General features: G+C 36.4%; 10 protein-coding genes. All 10 read right to left on the bottom strand.

Annotated features, from left to right (window positions below; genetic code table 11):
- Positions 1 to 2: 2 nt before the first annotated feature.
- The 10 genes from murQ to G5B32_RS04180 all read right to left on the bottom strand — a co-directional run bounded on the left by murQ (position 3) and on the right by G5B32_RS04180 (position 18,458).
- Positions 3 to 818: an N-acetylmuramic acid 6-phosphate etherase gene (gene murQ / locus G5B32_RS04135; RefSeq protein ID WP_165290301.1), complete on the bottom strand. Its 816-nt coding sequence runs from the start codon at positions 816 to 818 to the stop codon at positions 3 to 5.
- A 637-nt stretch (positions 819 to 1,455) separates the two neighbouring features.
- Positions 1,456 to 3,288, bottom strand: coding sequence for a PQQ-binding-like beta-propeller repeat protein (locus tag G5B32_RS04140; protein WP_165290302.1), 1,833 nt, complete (start codon positions 3,286 to 3,288; stop codon positions 1,456 to 1,458).
- A gap of 121 nt (positions 3,289 to 3,409) precedes the next feature.
- Positions 3,410 to 4,432, bottom strand: coding sequence for a glycosyl hydrolase family 18 protein (locus G5B32_RS04145; protein ID WP_165290303.1), 1,023 nt, complete (start codon positions 4,430 to 4,432; stop codon positions 3,410 to 3,412).
- A gap of 56 nt (positions 4,433 to 4,488) precedes the next feature.
- Positions 4,489 to 6,111 carry a PKD domain-containing protein gene (locus G5B32_RS04150; RefSeq protein ID WP_165290304.1) on the bottom strand — a complete coding sequence of 541 codons (1,623 nt, stop codon included), beginning with the start codon at positions 6,109 to 6,111 and terminating at the stop codon, positions 4,489 to 4,491.
- A 5-nt stretch (positions 6,112 to 6,116) separates the two neighbouring features.
- Positions 6,117 to 6,905 carry a hypothetical protein gene (locus G5B32_RS04155; protein ID WP_165290305.1) on the bottom strand — a complete coding sequence of 263 codons (789 nt, stop codon included), beginning with the start codon at positions 6,903 to 6,905 and terminating at the stop codon, positions 6,117 to 6,119.
- Between the two features lie 13 nt (positions 6,906 to 6,918).
- Positions 6,919 to 8,448 carry a SusD/RagB family nutrient-binding outer membrane lipoprotein gene (locus G5B32_RS04160; RefSeq protein WP_165290306.1) on the bottom strand — a complete coding sequence of 510 codons (1,530 nt, stop codon included), beginning with the start codon at positions 8,446 to 8,448 and terminating at the stop codon, positions 6,919 to 6,921.
- Positions 8,449 to 8,453: 5 nt separating this feature from the next.
- On the bottom strand, positions 8,454 to 11,522 hold the full coding sequence (locus G5B32_RS04165; RefSeq protein ID WP_165290307.1) for a SusC/RagA family TonB-linked outer membrane protein: 3,069 nt from the start codon (positions 11,520 to 11,522) through the stop codon (positions 8,454 to 8,456).
- Positions 11,523 to 12,090: 568 nt separating this feature from the next.
- Positions 12,091 to 13,821 carry a RagB/SusD family nutrient uptake outer membrane protein gene (locus tag G5B32_RS04170; protein WP_165290308.1) on the bottom strand — a complete coding sequence of 577 codons (1,731 nt, stop codon included), beginning with the start codon at positions 13,819 to 13,821 and terminating at the stop codon, positions 12,091 to 12,093.
- A 12-nt stretch (positions 13,822 to 13,833) separates the two neighbouring features.
- Positions 13,834 to 17,118, bottom strand: a complete 3,285-nt coding sequence (locus G5B32_RS04175) for a SusC/RagA family TonB-linked outer membrane protein (protein WP_165290309.1) — start codon at positions 17,116 to 17,118, stop codon at positions 13,834 to 13,836.
- Positions 17,119 to 17,219: 101 nt separating this feature from the next.
- Entirely contained in the window at positions 17,220 to 18,458 is a 1,239-nt protein-coding gene (locus tag G5B32_RS04180; protein ID WP_240898989.1) for an exo-beta-N-acetylmuramidase NamZ domain-containing protein, read from the bottom strand.
- Positions 18,459 to 18,685 lie beyond the last annotated feature (227 nt).

The raw sequence follows: 18,685 nt of genomic DNA on the forward strand, positions 1-18,685 counted from the left end.
GTTTAGTATTGTTTTTTATAGAATGCTTCAATTGCCTGACGTACATTTCCGAATTTTTCTAATAATTCCGTTGCTAAGGCTTCTTCCGCTCCAGTTTCCGCCATGACCATACGCACACCACGACCTACTAACTTGTGATTAGACAATTGCATGTCTACCATTTTATTGCCTTTCACGCGACCCAATTGGATCATCACAGAAGTACTGATCATATTCAATACTAATTTTTGTGCAGTACCTGATTTCATACGAGTAGAACCTGTAACAAACTCAGGACCCACGATTACTTCTACTGGATACTTTGCGATTTCAGCAATTGGAGAACCTCCATTACATACTACACATCCTGTAGCGATACCTCTTGAATTGGCTTCTTGCAAACCTCCGATTACGTACGGTGTAGTTCCAGATGCAGCAATACCAATAATAATATCATTTTCTGTTATTACATATTCATCCAAATCTTTCCAGGCTTGCTCCAAATCATCTTCAGCAAACTCTACTGCTTTGCGAATAGCTGTATCGCCACCTGCAATTAGACCAATCACCCAATCAAAAGGAACACCATATGTTGGAGGACATTCAGAAGCATCCAAAATACCTAGCCTACCGCTCGTACCCGCACCGATATAGAAAATACGACCACCTTTTTTCATGCCTTCTACCGCAACTTTTACTAATGCCTCGATTTGAGGAATAGCACGTTCTACCGCAAGAGGAACAGTCTTATCTTCGTTATTAATATTTGTAAGTAATTCTAGGACAGACATTTTATCTAAATCCTGATAATTGGAATCTTTCTCTGTTGTAATAACCATCTAAAACGAAATCTTTAAATAATTCTTTAATATCGTAAATATGCAACTTTTTTACAAAACACGCAAAAAAACGCAACTATAAATTTTCAACCATTACGAAAATATATTTTTTTGACTGCAAATTCGCTATGATTTCCACTAGTCTATAATATAATTTATCCGTACGTCCTGGATCTGCAGTCAAATGGATTAGAATGCTATATCCATTTAATTCCTTTTCTTGTTCATACCCCCTTTATGTGATAATATTAACTACCGACATATAATCAGGTAGCCATCTCAGGATAATTATAATCTGCAGGATTACGCAAACCTGAGGTAAAAATCGTATACTTCACAAACCTATTTCTTGCGCCGAATCTACAATTTTTTTATTGTACCATTCATAAAGAGTTATAAATATACTATTAATAGGTATAGCAAGCTTTTGCCGATTAATCGTATTGTTTTTCCTATCTCACAAAACTCCTTCTTTGTAACAATAAAAAAACTGTCTTAATTTTCCCAATGAGCATATAAAAGATGCTTATCAGAATGCTGTCCCAATGTAATTTCCATTTTTGGCCAATTGCTTTAACACCTTTGCCGATTTTTTCTCTTCTAAAATAAAGAACGATGTTTGGTCCTTATATCAAGGTTAGTACGTTAATTTCACAATTTTTCCATCCATAGTACTTGCAATCACAAAGTTTTTGGTCACCAAAGTAGGGTTCACCATTGCATTCGAGATTTTATACTGCCATACAACCTCACCATTTTTTGGATTAATAGCTGAAACTAAACCTGAATTATTAGGTACTATGACTAAGTCTTTATTGCTGTAAATTGCCGAAGGTGTCAGTTCATAAGGTAATTTCAACTTTGATTTCCAACTTACGTCCATATGATCGGCTGTAACTGGTACGCCTATTAATTCCCCATCCATCGTCTTAGCGTAAACATATTTTTTGTCGAATGACAAGCCCATCGATTCACGCACACGGTATTGATCTTTTTTCTCTCTCCAGATTACTTTACCTGTTTTTAAATCCAAAGCAGTCATAAAACGATCTGGCGCCACCACAAATACTCTATTATTGGCTACTACTGGATAACATGCTGCAGCAGAAAACATTCTGTTTACATGACCATTATTCCATTCCCAAACCAACTTTCCAGTATTTACATCCAAAGCATAAAAACCATTACCCCACGAGCCGAAGATTACTTTTCCATCGGCAATGGTTGGTAAGGTAGATACAAAGTTTTTCACCTGATCAAAAGTCCAAACCACTTTGCCAGATTTTAAATCAATACATCTAAAAACCCCATCAGATGCTCCGATATAAACTTTTCCTTTATAGATATTTGGAGATCCTAGCACTGCTTTGTTCGCTTGTACTTTCCACACTTGTTTACCTGTTTGGCTATTTACTGCATAGATAGAATTATCGGTAGAACCCACCACCACCATTCCACTGGCATAATCTGGAGTAGAATAGATTTTTCCTCCTGTTTGGAAAACCCATTTCCTCTTTCCAGACTTTAAGTCTAACGCAAAAAGCTCTCCTATAGTATTCGCAGTGAAAGCTAACTTTCCGTCAGAACTAAATCCTGCACCCAAATCGCCATTATTAACATATTCCCAAGCTACTTTTGCTTTGGTATGGCTATTCACTGAGAAATCAGGTCGCTTATAATTATTCGCAAATTTTAATTTTTGCAAAGGTAATTTTAACCAAGAATTTTGTGTTCCAACACCAGGATTACGTTCATGGAAGAAAACAGAATCTTTGGCAATAGTAATAATATTATAACCTCCTACTTCTGCTTTAGCACGCAAATTAGACCTTCCCATCACACCCGGAATATCATCCCAATTGTACAATTTGTTGATGTGACCGTGACCACACAAAGCAAATTGAATATTGCGTCCTTGTAATCTATCCACGAGTTCATACCAATTATTCAAGGAAGAATCTAGTGGATAATGATTAATGGAAATCAAAGGCGTATCCTTATTTGGGTTAGCGGTGAATACAGAATCCAACCACACAATATTTTCACGTGGAATCTGACCTGGACTCATACGCATATTGGGACCAGAAGTAGTACCTACAAATTGATAGCCTTTGTGCTCAAAGAAGAAAGTTTCTCCACCAAAAACTTTTCGGAACGAATTTGCTCCACTCTCTGACCAATTGCTATCGTGATTACCAGGAATCACATACAATGGAAGTTTCAAATCATCTAAGATTTTCTTTACTAATTTTAATTCTTCGTCCGCGCCGAATTCTGTCGCGTCTCCAGAAAGAATAACAAAATCGATATCTTTTTGACGATTCAAATCTTCTACTGTTCGTCGTAAATCCTCTTCACCAGTCTGTCCGCCAACATGCGTATCTGTGATCTGTGCAAATTTGAAAGGAGTTTGTGCAAAAATTGTCGATAGACAAAAACTAAACGTAAGTGCTAATAATGATCTATTCATAAGTATTTTTTAAGGGTACGCAAAGATAGCTTTTTGAAAAACTATAAGTTATTTTATTTATAGTGGTATAACCTAAATATATAAGCTATACCACCAAACAAAATTTATGAATACCAAAAAATTACCTACTAGCATCAAAAGATGCTTTTAACAAGCTATTTTCTCCTTTAGCATCTTGGCTATATTCCCAAAACATTACGCCATTACCTTTAGATTTTGCTAATTCTGTTTTTTGCTTAATTGTTGCTAGTCCATTATAATAATAATTCACACCGGATACGGAAAAGACATCCAAATTTGGGTTAGCTCCTGCCGCGAGCAAAGCTGTGTATGTCATAGATGTATTATCCGCATTTTTACCATATAAAGGCACTCCCAATATTATTTTTTCTTTGGGCACAAGTTTATCATTTAACCATATATCAATAACCCGATTTGCCATTCCATAACTAGAGTGATGATTAGGTTCGGCTGTGTCCGTCCCAATTCCATCATAAGCCATTAAATTGACAAAGTCTACTGCCTCAATTGCTCCTGCTGTAATTCCATCTTTCACTGGGCCTGCATACAATCCTGCAGTTACGGCCATACTTAAGTATTTATGCCAAGAATGTAATTCCGATGAAAGCTCCTGTACAAAAACTTCAAAAGTAACGTCTGATCCATAATTTGCTCTAGGGTATTCCCAGTCTAAGTCAATACCATCCAAATTATATCGTACAGCGAAATCAACTAGACTCTTTACTAATTTCTTTCTCGTTTGCTCATTTGCAGCTATTGTTCTAAACATCAACTCATTACCCTGAATTGATATAGCAGTTTTGACATTATTATCTTTAGCCAATTTATTTAAAGCTTCAAAATTAGCATGATTGGTTAAAGTTTGTAATGTACCATCTTCTTTTGGATTTAAAAACGCAAAATGTAAATGAGTTACATATTTAAGTTTAGCTGAATCCAAGTTAGCAAGATTAGTATTGTGATAAATATATGATATGCGCTTAAATGATTTATCTGCCATATATTCTCCTGACGGTTTTTCAACAGTCGATGCCCCATAGCCATCAGGAACCCATATCACTTCCTTTTGACATGAAGATAATATTGATAGCGAAGCTATACATAATATGATTAATTTTTTCATAAATAACTTTTTTGAAGAATGTTGCTTTCTTTAATTTCTTAAAGAAAGCAACGAATTTATCTTTTAACTTGATCAATAGCTAAACCATAAGGTGCATAACCTTTAAAAATGAATTTTGAAGCTTCTGAGCCATTTAAATTATATGCTTTAATACCTGAATTCGCAGCAGATGGGCCTAATGTTGGAGGGTTACCACTTCCATTTATGTCCGTATGATGACGGTATCCGTAGTACAAATAACCGTTTCCATTTTCATCCACATCGATATCCATATTGGTGATATAAACATATTCACCTGCTGCTCCTTGATCGCTGAACCCACCAGAACCGATATTCATTGTCCAGTTATTATCCACAGCAACTATATTGGAGCCGTCTATATTAGCCCTATAAACTCCGATAGACCTACCCGCATCAGCTCTGTTAGTCGCAAAGTAAATATGACCATTTATCTGATCGACAGCGAATGTTCTAATAGCATGGGCTTGAATATCTGTAGTAAATTTACCTATATAATTACCATCGTAACCGTATTTATAAATTCCCTTTCCGGTAGTACCCGCATAAGACACCCATATTTCATTACCAACCTCTTTAATATCAGAAGCAAAATAAGTTGAAATACCTTCTCCAGCTATAGTCGCATTAATATTGAATTTAATTCCTGGATATGCAGCTTCAGAAGAAGAAGCATTTAATACTCTCACACCCCAGTTACGACATGTCCACCAGATATTTCCATACTTATCTACTGTATTCATCCATGGATCATCTCTATAATCTACCGTTGCCGATGGCACAGGTTTAGTAATAATATTTTCGCCCGTTCCATCAAGATTATAAGATTTGATTACCCCATCTGCCACAGCAGCAACACCAGATGAAAAACGAGTACCTAGTCCAGCTTCTGACATATACAATTTATTACCTTTTACTGTCAGACCAAAAGCATTATAACCTGTACTTACGCCTATCCATTCTACTTCACTTTGAGATTGAGTAGTAAGTTTGTATTTATAAATTCTTCGAGTATAAGCATCAGTAAAATAAATGGTTTTCGCTAACTCTCCCTGTACAAGGACAGTGACTTCTGTAGATAAAGTTTCCTGTCCATCATTAATGGTCAATTTAACTATTTGAGGACCTTCTGTAGTAAATATTACTTTAGGTTTTTCTAAAGAAGAAGTCTCACCATTACCGAAATCCCAACTGTAGGTAACTGCCAGATTTGGATATTTAAACACTTGAGCAGAGAATTCGACCTCGGTAAAAACCCCAATATTTTCAGGCACAATAATGCTTGGTTGCTGTTTTTCGATAACGATTTTCTTAACCGTTTCTAATTTATTATTTCCTTGCCAAGTAATTAATTTAACTTCATATTCTCCAGGCAATTCATAGAATGCTGAATCTGGAACCATTTTATCAGATTGAAGATATTCAACCGTATCTCCTTGAGACGTTATACGCTTGGCTCCGTTAAATTCCCATTGAAATTTATCCGCATTCTTAGAACGGTTAGTAATACCAACTTTACCAGGTGCAAATACTTTAGTAGTAGGAAAATCAAAGTTAGATAGGTATTCTCCCTGTTGGCCGATTCCTATAATTTCATTTTTAGCACATCCTGCTAAATAACATATAGCCATTAGCAGATATAATATTCTAAATATTCTCATAATCTTTAGATTGTGTTTTCAAATGTACGTGGTGTAGAAGCAGTTACTGCGCCCGTAGGAGTAATTGACTCAACATCAATCGTCACATTATATGAACCTTTTTTAATAACAGATTTAGTAATCTCCAAAAGTTTTTGACTTGTTAAACTAGTTTTTAAGTTATTCATTCCTGAGGATGACAGCATGTAAGTGCCTCCATTAGTGAAATGAGTACTAGGTGCCTCTGGAAACAATAATAAATAGTCATCCTTTGTAATATTATAGGCTAATAGACTTTTAAGTACTGCAAAATCTGTAGCCGACAAACTCGTCAATAGGGCGTTGTCGCTCGGATATTTACCATCTAACCTTTCCACCTTATAAGGTGTTCTAATCACATAATTATTAGAAGAAGTAACCCAATAATTATCCAAATCCTTAGCTTCGACTGTATTCCAGACCGCTTTGCTTTTAATAGTATCTGACAGGATCAACGTAGAATATGTATTATTATTCAGTACTTCATCTTTGGTATTAATAACTGTTCCTTTTTCAAGTTTCAATTCTATTCCAAAGGATTCAAATACAGTTTCATAAAAAACTACTTTATCAAACTTATCGTCTCTCTGCCAGGTAGAGGCAGTCACATAAACCGTATCTCCAATAGCTGGTCTTGTATTATTATAGCTTACACTTAATTGTGCAGAAAACTCGCCATTTGTTGTTCCTAACTCAGTAATAGGGTTATTCTTTTCACAACTGATAAATCCGCATGAAGACACAACGAGCAATATATATTTTATTATATTTTTCATTTTTCTATCCTATTTAGTTTTTTAATGTAGAATTTTCAGCCCACCACAATGGAGTAAATACCCAATCACGTGCTCCTGCTCCCAAGCGCTCTATTTCTTTAGGATTGTACACATATTCTGTTTGAGGGTCATACACAAATCGCTGAATATATCTTCCTCCCCATTCTGCTAGTGCATATCGTGGATAATACAAATCAGGATAGGCAGTTTTACTATAACCGTATCTCCTTATATCTACCCAGGTTTCTGCTTGAAGATATAATGCTATCCATTTTTGCATCATTATATCAGCAATAGTCAAATTAACAGCACTTTGGGCTATTTTATTGGAGCCTAAGAAATTAATAATCTGTCCTTCTTCGACTTGCAGTCTTCTAAGATTCGTCTCGACCCCTTGTTTGTAAGCATTTAGTGCGCCTTCCTTATCGTTCAAGTAGTATAAGGCTTCAGCTTTTATAAAAAGTAATTCTTCTTTAATCATATAAGGATAAGCAGAACTATCAGCTGTCCAATACCCATTATAAAGGTTTGCAAAATCTTGATAAACAGTCCCCGAAGGTAAAGACACATCTCTTAAGCCTTCTGACATTTTTGCACCCAAATATTTGTTATTAGCTCCTGGAGTAGTTAATTTATAAAGACGAGGATCATAAGTATTTGTGGAAGCATTCACAGTCATCGCTTTCATAAATACATCAGTAGGCAAAGAATTCACTAAATCATTTCTGATATCGGCAAATTGCCATTCTGGATTAGGTCTACTCTCACCCCATAGATTTTTTTCATAAGTCAGATCACTTTTCGCAGGGTATTTGAAAAGCGCATCATCAAAATTTGCCAATGCAGTGTTCGCCGCGTTAACGACCTCTTGGTAATTATTCTTAAAGTTAGCTGTATGCAATTTCATACGAGCGCGAACACCTTCTGCTAGTGCTATCCATTTTGTATAATTTCCTCCGTAAATCAAATCTACGGATGAATTCATACTTCTTGCTGCAGCACTTACATTTCTCAATTCTGCAATACCCTCATTCAATAAATTTTCAACGCCTACATAAATATGTTCTTGAGAATCGTACTTTGGATTGAATGTACCGTTGTATGCTTCATCAAAAGGCATTTCACCAAATACATCCGTAGCCGACAAATAACTTAATGCTAAAAGTATTTTGCCCACGCCGATGTAATTATTATCACCATCCTCTGTAGCACGTAACAACATACCAGCAGGGCCTGCAATATTCGATCCTACATCAAAATAATGCCATCTCCAAGCCCCCATGCGAGTTATAGAATTATAATTCCAAGTATCGGTTTGCGCGTTGCTATTACCTGTTCTAGTAGTTACATAATAACTATGATATGAAGCAAATCTTGCTTGAGAATATAATGAATACGCCAAATTAGCTTGTATCGCTGGTAATCTTTGATTAGAAGGAACGGTTACAGGTTGAACTGGATTGTAATTCAAATCCAACTTATTACATGAAGTAATAGTAAAAAGTCCAACCAAAATGGATAAAGTATATATATATCTTTTCATAATTATTATAATCCAATGTTTAAACCAAAAGAAAAAGCACGTGGTAAAGGAATAGCTCCATTATCCACACCCATTGTACTTGCTCCACCAGCACCACCGGCATTCGGTCCTGCACTATTTACTTCAGGATCTCCTCCCGAGTAATTGGTAATCACAAATGGATTTTGTGCTGAAAATTCTAATCCTAAACGCTTCACACCCAATTTACTTGTAAATTTCGTTGACATTGTATATCCTAAAGTGATATATCTTACGCGAGCCCAATTGACTTTTTCAACGAAGTTTGTACCTACTTGATAATAGTTATTGGCAAAGAAACTGTAGTTCAATACTACCGGCTTCTCGTTTTTAACATAACTTCCATCTTCTTGTGCTACTACACCGTTAAAAACAAACTCTTTATCTCTCCATTGACCCACATCATATCCAGTTCCCACAGACATCATGCGTTGACGAGATGCGTTTAAGATATCTCCACCAAACCTAAAATCCCACATAAATGATAGATCGAAGCCCTTGTAACTTAATTTATTTAACCAACCTATATTGAACTCAGGCTCTCTATTACCAATTGTTTTTTCTGTTGCATCAATGATAGGATACCCATTTGCATCAACAATTACATATCCCTCTTCAGTGCGTTTATAATCTGTACCAGAAATTCCTAACACAGGTTCATCCAGTGCTGAAGCAGCCTTTCCTGCATTTAATTGTGCGTTGGTGTATGGGAATCGAACAATATCTCCCGCAAACTGAACCATCTTGGAACTATTTTTCCACGCATTGATTGTAGAACTCCATGTTATATCTTGATTTTTTACAGGGATAACATTTAATGATGCTTCAATCCCCTTGTTCCATAAAGATCCCGCATTGAAAGTCATGATTACATATCCAGAAGGTAATGGAACCCGCGGAGTCATAATCATATCTATACTCTCACGCTTATAGTAAGTCAAATCTAGATTCACTCTTCTTTTGAAGAAACCTAATTCGGTTCCTACCTCAAATTCTGAAGTACGCTCCGGACGCAAATCTGGATTACCTCCAGTAGCATCTACTACGAAACCGCCACCAACGGTCGCGACTTGCTTAAGATTAGTATTTGTTTTATAAATCGGAGCATCTTTACCCACCTTAGCATAACTAACTCTCAGTTTTCCGAACCAATTATCCGAATCCACTAACTCCGAAAATGTAAAGCTTCCTGAGTAAGAAGGAGAATAAAATTGTTGATGCTGAGGTGATAGTGTAGAGGTCCAATCATTTCTACCCGTTATTCCTAAAGTTAATACGTTTTTGTACGAAACGCTCAAATCTCCATAAACAGCATATCGTTGTCTACGCGTTAAGCTTTCAGACAAAATAATACCATCGCGAGCAATCACGTTAGGAGAAAAAATGTCAGGTACTAAAAAACCTTCTCCATCATATCTTACACCACTAGCCTCATAATAATCACTATTTGCACCTAAGATTAAGGCCAAATCAAAGTCCTCTAAAAATTTCTTCTGTACTGTAGCATTAAAGGTTGAGGTAAGATATTTTGAATTACTATTAGATTCTGTTACTCTACCTTCATAATAGTCTCCTGGAGTCCCTGGAGTTACAACCGTTCTATATTTAGAAGATGTCCAATCCTGACCTAATCTATAATTTAATTTTAGCCAATCAGTTGCTTTATAGTCTATACTTCCGTTTACAATAAATCTATCAACATCGTTATTGCGTGGATTTCTCATGACACCCCACATTGGAGAGATACGTGCATTTCTCCCATTATCCTCATTTTCTATATAAGAATACAAAGGTTCACCATTGGGCTTTTGATACTCCAAAATATCATATCTCAATGGATACGTTAAAATATTATTTATCCAACCACCTGCACTTGCACCTCCTAATCCTTCTTGGATATCATTCTTGACATAATTTCCAGACGCTGTGACGCTTATCTTCTCACTTAATTTAGCTGTACCTTTCATCAAAAAGCTAATTTTCTCTTGAAAAGTATTAGGAACCATTGATCCTGCTTTTCGATAACCTCCTGACATATAATATTGTAGGTTTTCGGACCCCCCATTTATATTAAGATTAGCATCGTGTGTCAAAGCCGTTTGGAAGAAACGTTGAACATTATTATAAATTGTCTCATCATACCTAAACTTGCGACCCCAAGAAGAACCGGAAGATTGATCATATGTACCACCTGTACCCGTAGTATAAATTGTCTGCTGTCGAGGAAGTCTACCCATCGTTTCAACAAAAGCTTTATAAGTACCTCCAATTTGCATTACGCCAGCTTTACCTTTCTTAGTGGTAATGACAATTGCACCAGATGCCGCATCGATACCATAAAGTGCTGCTGCAGCTGCTCCTTTTAATATTGAAATATCTTGAATATCCTCAGGATTGATATCGGCGATTCTATTTACAGTACCATCAGAGGAAGAATTGTTTACTCGTATACCATCCACAATCATAAGTGGTTGATTATCTCCTGTTAAGGTGGAAGACCCTCTCAAAATAATTTCAGTAGGCAAACCAGGCGAACCACCCGAAGAGGAGATTTGGGCACCGGCAATTTGTCCTTGTAATCCATTCAAAATATTACTTTGATTGGATGCTCTTAAATCATCGCCTGACACAGTTTGCACACTATAGGTTAAATTTTTCTTATTTCTTTCTATCCCCAAAGCAGTTACTACTACTTCACCTAACGAATTATCAAGAAAATCCAATTTAACATTTAAGGTTGCATTAACTACTTTTACATCCTGAGTAGAGTATCCTACACTAGAGAAGCGTAGCGTAGAACCTACAGTTGCTTTAATGGAATATTTACCATTGGCATCAGTGACAGTGGAAAGTCCTGTCTCAACCACTTGTACCGTTACTCCCGCAAGAGGACCTGAATCATCAGACACAACTCCTTCTATACTGCTCTGAATATCAGCGCGAATGAAATAAGCTTTCTTCGCATTAAAATTGGTTTCCAAATTTGCATTTTCAGCAAACGAGTAGCTTGGAATCGTTAATCCTAATGCAATTGAGAATAGTAGATTTTTTCTCATATTTAGCATATTGTTTTATTGATTAGATGGTTTATAATTTTCTATAATTGATATAGCGACACTTTAATGCATAGCAACATTCAAAATGACTCCATGAATCATTTCAATATCATTCTTTAACCGAGAATGCAACGCAATACGTATTTGTAATATCTTCATAAAATAGGCTTTCAAAACTCTCCTTATTAAGAGAAAAAAATCATTTTTTTGCATTTTACACATTTCCATTTGCAGGAATACGCGCATATCATAATGGTAATTCGTCAGTAATCTAGCGTTTTATAACGTGTAATATTATAAAAAACGCAAAAACATGAACTAATATAAAACTTTTATTTTTAATCTATCTAACATTTAGAAGAAAATTTATTAAAAATTATTACAACATGAATAAATATGCATTTATTGCGCCTAAATCAAATATTTATAATACGCACAAAAACGCAAAATGTTACAATTTTTCAAAATCTAAATTTCAACTCACTATAAATTTTAAATCCTTATATCCTTCCATAAAAAAAGGTGCTTATATTTCTATAAGCCCCTTTTTGAGAATTAAAATTTTATCCTATTGCCATCCTGGATTTTGTTTCAGTTCTACACCATAGTTTTTGTATAATGCGATCTGATCCATAGGAATTGGTTCCAAGTAATATTTATCTGCTACTTTACGTCCTGCTACAGGAGATGGAATGATGTATCCCTCTGCATTTAACGTAATCGTTTTAAGCTGATCAGCTGTATATTTAGACTTGTCTACATATGCACCCATATTGATAGCTGGGTTAATCTCTGTATCCGCATATTCTAATTTTTTCCATCTTCTCAAATCATCTAAACGGAAACCTTCGAAGATTAATTCTGAACGACGCTCTCTTCTGATTTCCCAGATTAAGCTAGAAACAGATTGATCACGATTTGGATCATCGTATACTTTGCCAGCAACCGCAGGTTGATTACCAATTACTTCCAACTTAGGAAGATTAACACCTGTACGAGCTCTCAATTTGTTGATTGATTTGTCTAACACTTCCTGCGTCAACTGACCTAGTTCTGCACTAGCCTCAGCATAGTTAACCAACACTTCGCCGTAACGTACAATCGGTGCATCTGTAGTATTCACATACGATGTACCCATTTGATCATCTTTGTACTGCTCATTTAAGAATTTCAAAGTCGAATAACCTGATGACGAATAGTTCGATTGAATTCCTTGCAATCTCAATTCTGGAACTACAGTACCTTTCATACGACCATCACGGTTAGCTACAACATTAGCAATACCTTTATCTCCTTGATAAACAGCAGAGATAGCGATAGGAAGACCATCCGCAGCTAAATAATTTTCGATAGCATCTTTAGAAATACCAGACTGTGGCTCGCGGTTGTTGTTTGACATCAACGCGTGAGTTAACAAACCCGCCTCATATTTCTTAAACATGATGATCTCTGCATTTGTCGATAAATCTAATGAAGAGAATACAGCTCTGTAATCCCCAGAAACATTAAATAATCCAGAGTTGATGATCTCTTCAGCCGCCCATTTAGAAGCTTCTAAATATTTCTTAGCACGGTCTTGATCAATGTTGTGGTATTTTTGCCAAGTACCTTCAAATAAGAAAACTCTAGACATGTATGCAAGGACTACATAACGGTTTACAGTCAATTTAGCTGTACCGTCGTTTGCTCTTACATTAGCTGCCGCAAATTCAAAATCTTCCAATACTTTGTCCATCACGAACGTGCGAGAATCTCTTGCGCGGTATAATTCAGGATCTGTTTCAGATAAAACTTTGTCAATGTAAGGAACATCACCAAAAGTGTTCACAAAGTTTGCATACTCCAAACCTCTGAAGAAACGACCAACACCTACCCAGTGATTTTTAGCTTCTTCGGCCATATTAGCAACAGGCACAGAAGCAATAAAATGGTTGGCTTTGCGAATACGACCAAACGGTGTTGAAGCCGAAGTAGGGTTGTTGCTTGGTGTACCAGACCAACCTCCTCCAGTTGTAGGCACATTCAACGTAAATTCTGACGGTTTTAGTGGCGCGAAATCATCATTCAAAGATTGTCCTGAGAAATAATTTCCCCAAGTATTGTTTTTACCATAACCTTTGAAATATGAGGCATAAAAACCATACGTATATGTACGCACATTATTTTCTGAAGACCAGAACTCTGGATCAGAAAGTTGGTCCAAAGGTTCTTTGTCCAAGAAACCGTCTTTTAAAAATTCCTTACTACATGAGCTCAATGATAATAAGGCTGCAAATGCTAAATATGTAATTTTTTTCATTACGTGCTTGGATTAAAATGTTAACTGAAGACCGAATGACAATGTACGACGGTAAGGATACGAACGACCAAAAGAGTTTTTGTCATTAGCACCATCTGCTGTATAGTCAGTTTCTGGGTCAATAGGAACGTTTAAGTTGTCTAATTCAAACAAGTTTTCGCCTGAGAAGAAGACTCTTAATTTTTGAATTTTTGCTCTATCTAACACCGTTTGTGGAATGTTATAACCTAACGTCACATTTTTCAAACGGAAGTATGACATATCTAATAAATACTTAGACTGTGGTAAGAAGTTGTATTTTGTATTAGATTCCGCTTGATATGCTGGTGCTGGATAATATGCATTAGGATTTTCTGGAGTCCAATAATCTAATTGATGTACATAGTAAGCATCCGCGTATCTCCAGCCTGGAATAGCTAAGTCACCACCTGCCCAAATATCACGTTTAGCAACACCTTGGAAGAATAAGCCTAAATCAAATCCTTTGTAACCAAAATCAGCTCTGAAACCATATGAATAACGAGGGCTTGAGTTACCGATAATTCTGCGGTCACCTGGATTAGCTACTGTACCATCACCTACGCCAATCACACCGTCACCATTCAGATCCTTGAATTTCACATCACCAGGACCATAAGTGAACGTATTTGATTCGTAGTAGCTTTGGCTAGGAATACCTGGCTTCAATACTGTTTTACCATTTACGACCTCGAAGTCATCATTTGTGAAGAAACGATCAGTTTGGTAACCCCAGATTTCACCGATAGTTTTGCCTTCATAGTTTGAAGAAGAACCATCCGAGTTCACCGTTGCTACACCTGCATATTTAGTAATTGTTTCTTTGAAATCAGATAATTGCCCCGATAAACGCATGCTTAAACCATTGTTAAATTGGTGGTTATAAGCTAATTCCAATTCCCAACCGTTTGTTTGCATCTCACCATAATTTCTCTTAGGAGCTGCAGCACCAAATGAAGACGGCAATGAAATACCTTGAGAAATCATATCTGATACTGTACGTCTGTATTTATTAAACGTAACGTTGAATTTGTTATTAAAGAAAGCAGCGTCAACACCAACTTCTTTTGTAGTAACAGTTTCCCAAGTTAAGAATGGAGAAATTACAGAAGGTGTTGTCAATGTTGTTAGGATCTCATTTCCTACTAACCAATCCGAAGCTGCTGAGCTAAATGTTGAAATAAACAATGATGAAGCAACGTTTTGATTACCAACAGAACCCCAAGAACCTCTAACTTTCAAGAAAGAAAGGAAGCTTTTTGACCAGTCCATATAATCTTCTTTAGATACTACATAACCAACTGAAGCAGCTGGGAAGAAGCCCCAACGGTTATCCGATCTAAAGCGAGAAGATCCGTCATAACGACCTAGTAATTCAACTAAGTATTTATCTTGATAATCGTAGTTAACACGACCAAAGAAACCTAATGTAGACCAATGTCCAGCAGCACTTTCACCAGTAGTAGTACCGTTTGCCAATCCTATCTGACCATAATTGTAGTCTAATAAGTTCATACGTTTAACTGCTTGTGATTCTGTATCTACCAATTCTGCATTAGCACCAGCCATTACTTTCACATTATGGTTGCCATAATTTTTCAACCAAGTTGCAAACATATTCGCCACGTGTCTATCTTCGTAGATATTTCTGAATTGTGTATAGTCATAATTAGCATCAGAATAAAATCCTTCAGTGAAAGTAGTTTTATTCCAGAAATCCCAACCATATACTTTTCCACCTGTTTCGTGGTTTCTACGTGTATTGTTAGAGTAAGTATAATCTCCTTCAATCGTCAATCCATCGATGATTTTTGCTGTACCACCTAAGGTAAAACGACCAAAATTAGTTTTATACGAGTTCATGGATGCTTGTTCTACATCATTGATCGCATTACGCATACCAATTCCATCAATAGTACCATAAGGATAGTTGGCAGGCCATCTATACAAATAGAACCAAGGATCATAAACAGCTTTGTTGTATACGAAAGGTTTAGAATACTCTGAAGTAGAATATAAAGCTTTTACGTATCCAGTCAACCAGCTTGAGATCTCTGTATTTACACCCACATTTAAATTGTAACGAGAGTGTTCGTCTGGATTAACTTTAAGTACACCTTCTTGATTCATATAACCAAGACCGATATTATAGTTTGTTTTCTCTGAACCACCGTTAACAGACAAGTTGTGGGTTTGTTGAGGAGTCCAATCTTTCATGAACATATCCGCAGCATCCCAAGTTCTGTGGAAGTACAAGAAACCATCTTTTACTTCATAGTCTCTTCCGTATACCATTTCAGAACCCAAGTCCTGGCCTCCATATAATTTTTCCCATTCCGCCATTTTTTCTACAGCGTAGTCATCATAACGAATACCTAAGTTGGCGAAACCTGTTGCTCCTGGAGAATATCTTCTATATGTATCTAAAGCAAGCTTAGCACCTGCTGAACCTGAAGCAATTTCTGGTGTAGTAGTAGGCGTTTGGAAACCAAAGTTGTTGTTATAACTCAATGTAGTTTTTGCACCACGCTTACCTGATTTAGTTTTAATCAAGATCACACCATACGCTGCTCTAGAACCATAAATAGCTGCAGAAGCATCTTTGATAACTGACATGGATTCAATATCATTAGGGCTAATCAAGTTCAGACTAGGCACCTCGACACCATCAACCAAAATCAATGGAGATGCTCCACCTGAAGATTCTAACGAACCACTTACGCCACGTAAACGAATAGTAGGATCACCACCTAAATCACCACTTGGAGTAGTGATATTCAAACCTGCAACCGCGCCTTGCAAAGCTCTACCCGCGTCAACTACAGGACGATTTTCAAATGTTTTTGACACATCAACTGTCGTAACAGCACCTGTCACATTAGAACGTTTTTGAGAACCGTAACCCACAATAACAACCTCTTCTAATGCTGTATCTTCTGTCTGAAGAATCACATTGATCGAGTTCGATGATACTTTCACATCTTGTGAAATATACCCAATACTCGAAAATCTCAATGTTGACCCTAGCGGCGCATTAATTTTAAATTTACCTGCAGCATCTGTAATAGTGGATCCCGGAACCCCTACCACCGACACTGTAACGCCCTCGATCGGACCATTAGAATCCGATACTGTACCTTGTACAGTATTTTGTACTAACCTACCGTTAAAATAGGCAGTAGCTGCATGCAGATTTGTAGCATTCGCAACTTTAGCTGTAGTAGCTTCTGCGGTAACTGTCAATCCTAATGCAATTGAGAATAGTAGTGTGTTTCTCATATATAGCAATTAAATAAACCGAATTTCATAGTAAATAAAGATCTACCTATCTAGTGTGTGAATAGATAGACCTTTGGAGATAGATGTTTTTCTAGTATAGATTATTCAAAATCTTTGTACAACAAATACTGTCTACGCATTTGCTTGTATTCTTTTAAATCCTTAGCCCAAGAAGCACGAATTTCTTTCTCTGACTTACCAGCAATGATTTGCTTACGCAACTCATCGGTACCAGCCAATTTGTCGAAGAATTCTGCTCTTGTAAAGAATTGGCTTTTATCAGGCATTTTCTGATAAAAATCTAGGATATATTTTAGTGTGAATTTTTGCTTATTTGGATCCAAATCTCTTAAATCAAGACCGTACATAGTTTGTCCTTTTCCTTCCACATGTTTCACCATACCAGCTTTTTCACCTGGATTGTAAGTAAATTTACCGTAAACAGGATTATCATACCCTACCACTTGGAATGGCCAATCCGTACCACGACCGACAGAAATCTCTGTACCTTCAAATAAACATAAAGAAGAATACAAACGAACGGAAAGATGATTAGGTAGTGACGGAGACGGCACGATAGGTAATTCGTACATCTTGTTGTGATCCCAATTTTGAACCGGAACAACTGTTAATTTACATTGACGACCATTTTCTAACCACTTTTCACCATTGATCATATGTGCCAATTCTCCCACAGTCAAACCGTGAATCATAGCTATTTTATGGAACGAAACATTGGATTTGAATTTATCATCTTTGCGCACTGGTCCATCCACCTGATCTCCACATGGATTTGGACGATCTAATACGATTAGTTCTTTATTATGCTTCGCACATAACTCCATTACGCGGTGCAATGAAGTAATATAAGTATAAAAACGAGCACCTACATCTTGTAGATCAAAAATCATGACATCTATGGAATTAACAATAGAGTCTTGTTTTTCATTTCCTCCATATAATGTATATAAAGGCAGGCCAGTTTTGCTGTCCTTATCATTGTCTACTTTCTCACCACGCTCAATAGTTCCTCTGAATCCATGCTCAGGAGCAAAACCAAACTTTAAATCTACTCCTTCTGCTACTAAAACATCTACCAAATGTTGCTTGCCCTCTCCAACTATTGTAGTCTGGTTTCCCATAAGGCCGACTTTCTTTCCTTTTAATTGAGGAAGGTAAGCGGCTAATTGATCCGCACCTGGAACTATTTTTTCAGATTCTGCTTTTGCAACAGTAGTTATTTTTTCTTCATTTCTGGATTTTGATGACTGGCATAAGCTGCAAGACATCATGGACATACATAATAAGGCTGTTGACAGCAGAATTGAGCTCTTTATCATATTTAATTGCAATTCTTCTTAGTTAATACAAACAATTAGATTATCTCGGATAAAATTACAACAAAAACGCACAAATAAGCAAGAAGTTGCGTTTTTTTATTCAATTTTTGGCAGTTAAAAATAACAAAACCGCATAAAAATGATAATTGTTAAAACAACCAAACCTAAAGATGTAATCCCACTAATATATTATTAAACTCATAATACGGGTTATAAAATCTTTATTA

Origin of the sequence: Sphingobacterium sp. SGL-16 (genome assembly GCF_011043515.1) — a bacterium.
Taxonomy (GTDB): Bacteria; Bacteroidota; Bacteroidia; order Sphingobacteriales; family Sphingobacteriaceae; genus Sphingobacterium; species Sphingobacterium litopenaei.

Excerpts from the sequence above, each read along its gene's own strand:
- G5B32_RS04165 (WP_165290307.1), bottom strand. The coding sequence starts at position 11,522 with ATGAGAAAAAATCTACTATTCTCAATTGCATTAGGATTAACGATTCCA.
- murQ (WP_165290301.1), bottom strand. The coding sequence starts at position 818 with ATGGTTATTACAACAGAGAAAGATTCCAATTATCAGGATTTAGATAAA.
- G5B32_RS04180 (WP_240898989.1), bottom strand. The coding sequence starts at position 18,458 with ATGATAAAGAGCTCAATTCTGCTGTCAACAGCCTTATTATGTATGTCC.
- G5B32_RS04145 (WP_165290303.1), bottom strand. The coding sequence starts at position 4,432 with ATGAAAAAATTAATCATATTATGTATAGCTTCGCTATCAATATTATCT.
- G5B32_RS04150 (WP_165290304.1), bottom strand. The coding sequence starts at position 6,111 with ATGAGAATATTTAGAATATTATATCTGCTAATGGCTATATGTTATTTA.
- G5B32_RS04160 (WP_165290306.1), bottom strand. The coding sequence starts at position 8,448 with ATGAAAAGATATATATATACTTTATCCATTTTGGTTGGACTTTTTACT.
- G5B32_RS04175 (WP_165290309.1), bottom strand. The coding sequence starts at position 17,118 with ATGAGAAACACACTACTATTCTCAATTGCATTAGGATTGACAGTTACC.
- G5B32_RS04170 (WP_165290308.1), bottom strand. The coding sequence starts at position 13,821 with ATGAAAAAAATTACATATTTAGCATTTGCAGCCTTATTATCATTGAGC.
- G5B32_RS04140 (WP_165290302.1), bottom strand. The coding sequence starts at position 3,288 with ATGAATAGATCATTATTAGCACTTACGTTTAGTTTTTGTCTATCGACA.
- G5B32_RS04155 (WP_165290305.1), bottom strand. The coding sequence starts at position 6,905 with ATGAAAAATATAATAAAATATATATTGCTCGTTGTGTCTTCATGCGGA.